The organism is Methylobacterium oxalidis (genome assembly GCF_007992195.1).
GTDB lineage: Bacteria > Pseudomonadota > Alphaproteobacteria > Rhizobiales > Beijerinckiaceae > Methylobacterium > Methylobacterium oxalidis.
The window spans coordinates 1-2699 of record NZ_BJZU01000246.1; the positions used below are offsets into that span (position 1 = coordinate 1).

1 protein-coding gene, 1 tRNA gene and 1 pseudogene are annotated in these 2699 nt (G+C 57.5%); all 3 read right to left on the reverse strand.

Going from position 1 to position 2699, the window contains the following annotated elements:
• Positions 1 to 684, reverse strand: a pseudogene (locus MOX02_RS30115) (site-specific integrase); the annotation flags it as partial.
• Between the two features lie 348 nt (positions 685 to 1032).
• Positions 1033 to 1107: transfer RNA gene (locus MOX02_RS30120), tRNA-Thr, on the reverse strand.
• 656 nt (positions 1108 to 1763) lie between these two features.
• On the reverse strand, positions 1764 to 2018 hold the full coding sequence (locus tag MOX02_RS30125) for a helix-turn-helix transcriptional regulator (protein ID WP_147029430.1): 255 nt from the start codon (positions 2016 to 2018) through the stop codon (positions 1764 to 1766).
• Positions 2019 to 2699: the final 681 nt, after the last annotated feature.

Genomic DNA, 2699 nt, shown 5'->3' on the forward strand with positions numbered 1-2699 from the left:
ACCTTGGCGACTTGCAGCCCACCCTAGGACGGCGCTGGCTGCCACGAGGTCGTTCTTGTTGATGGACTGAGGCGACACCCCTTCGGCGTCCCTCCGGTGCTCAGCCCACGCATAGAGGTCATCAGCAGTCAGCAACCGAACGTCTCGATCCTTGGCGAACTGAACGAGAGACTGGATGCTCCCTCGGTACCGCTTGATGGTCCCTGCCGCCTTCTTATCGGCGTTGTAGGTAGCCCAGCGGTCGAACAGCTCAGCCACGGCGATGCGCTCAGCCTTGGGGTCACCTGATGGCTCTGCACCCGACCGACTCTCCCATGCCGGGTACTTCAGCGCAGCCACATCCGGGGAGTAGTCGAATCGGGCGTTACGAGTGAGCTTCGCTGACGCATCGTCCATCGCTGAGGCAATGGTGCTGAGAAGGAGGTCACGGCTCTTTTGATCGACCACGAGCCCTTCACGAGCCAAGACAGCATCAGCGAGACCGCCGAACCGATCCTCCATCGAAGCCCGTTGGTTCGCCTCCTTCCCGATTGCCAGCCCGAGACTCAACTCCCCAGCACGAGCTTTAGCATTCAACCGAACTGCCCGCTCCCAACGCTCAGGGGGACCAGGGTTGTCAGCAAGAACCGTCGCAAAGACCGTGTAGAGAGTGCCAGCCAAGGCGACCGCCTCTCTCGTGGTCAAGGCTAGTGGGTCCGGCCTCCTGCGCCTCCCAGAACCGCTTGAGCGCACCATCGGCAACCGCATGCCGCTTCCGTGCCTCACCAGCTTCCTTGGTCCTCAGGGAGGCTTGAACGATGTCCCCGATTTTCACAGAGGCGAAGCCTTCCGCCACCGGGAGAGTCACCGATTGCCCCTTCACCCGAGCCAGTAGCTTACGAGGTGTGCGCTGTCTGAGATGGTAGACCCCGGTGCTAGGATCTTTCCAAGGGCGAGCAGTCATAAGGGCCATGTGAGGGACCGCTGTGTGAGAGTGCGGTTTCCCTTAAGCCATTGTATGACACTAACTCTTTGCCCAGCAAGGGCATCGCGTGGTGCCGGTGGAGAGGATCGAACTCCCGACCTTCGGTTTACAAAACCGCTGCACTACCGCTGTGCTACACCGGCTCCCGCGTCGCTTGCTAGCAGTCGGAGATCGGGCGTTCAACCCGATGTCTGCGCTGCATGATCACTCTATGCAGGCTCCAGCATGTCAGGGACTATGCAACCTGACCGCCTCGTTTCCGAACTCCATCGTGCACGAACGCGCGAGACCGCTTCGCGTCAAGCTTGATGCTTTGATCTTGCACGAGTGCTTGCCCGCTCGCCCCTCACCGCTTCGATTTGCCCAAACGTTCCCACCTCATGAAATGGGTTCGTTTTGCCAAAACGCGTCAGCGGCATCAGTGAGGGTGTCATCGTGCAGCTGCTGACTACCTTTGCTCCCTTCGAAGCCTGGTCCTCAGCCATCTGCGGCTCTCGATTTGAAATGACACCTGAAGGCAATCTACGCTCGCCCGCACCGACATCGGCACTTTGTTCGCTGATCAAGTGGGAAGGAGCTTGATAATCGGCTGCATCTTGAGCTGATATAGCAACATCAAGATCATTTAGCACCGAACAAAAGTCATTTTGCTAGTTGGCAACTAACATTAAGTTTGTCGAAAAATCTCTCCACTCTAAATCTATGCTACGAATACCGGATAATTCGCCAAATATTCTTTGCGTTATATGAATATAAAATAGATGCTTATATTGTCTGTAAAAAACAATCCCGCATCTCCTCAATTTTCGTTGTCAGCACATTTCTTGTGCCTGAACCTTACGCCTACACCTCCTCCATTTTCGGAAATAAATTCTATTCCGGCCGTTTCCAGGGCTCGAACGATATCGGCGATGGTGCGGTCGTACGGAGTTCGCTTGCCAGCCTCGAAGTCTACTAGCGTTTTTTTTGATACTGACGCTTCCGCGGACAGCCGGTCCTGGGTCCATTCCAGAAGCGCACGTGCTGCTCGGCATTGAGCCCTCGATATCACCATTTTAGAGCAATGCTACACTTTTAGAGTTGACATGAGAGGCGCGAGGTTGCACCATAGGAGTGAAGTTCACCAACTTGGTGCATCGATGCGTCGCCGCTCACTCTCTTGGTCCTCTGCGCTTCAGCACCTTCGCGCTGACCGTACGCAGATCTCGACTGTCGAACGCCGCGCCCAGGCTGCGGCAGCAGGGTTTGCTAAGATCGCTGCCGCTCGCGCACAAGCCGCGATGCAAACTCGCCCACTGTTCGTGGTGGGTACCTACAACCGCCGCGCCATCATGAGGGCCGCCATTGAGGCAGCACAAGCTCGCCGCGCGGTCACCAGAGAGCCTTGGAACATCTGTCTCTCCGCCGCTCTCAAAGGAACCTGGCAAGTGGCGAAGGAAGCTCGTGCGTTTGCGGCCCATCAGGCACAACGAGCTGTCGAACGGGCGCAGCTAGCGAACTTGCGCGGCATCCCAGACTATGTGTTCTCACCAATAGCAGAGGCGTGTCGGACACCAAGTCACCGCCCGCAGCGGCCAGCTATCCCTGGTCCCGCGCAACACGCTCTATCCGAGTCCGTCTCAGGCATCTCGGTACTCAGTGCTTCACGCATCTCTGCGCATCAGCGCCGGCTTCCTGCGTCGCGTTGAGCCCGAACGCATTGTTCGCGCCCTGGTGAGCAGCAGGCCTGGCTAAG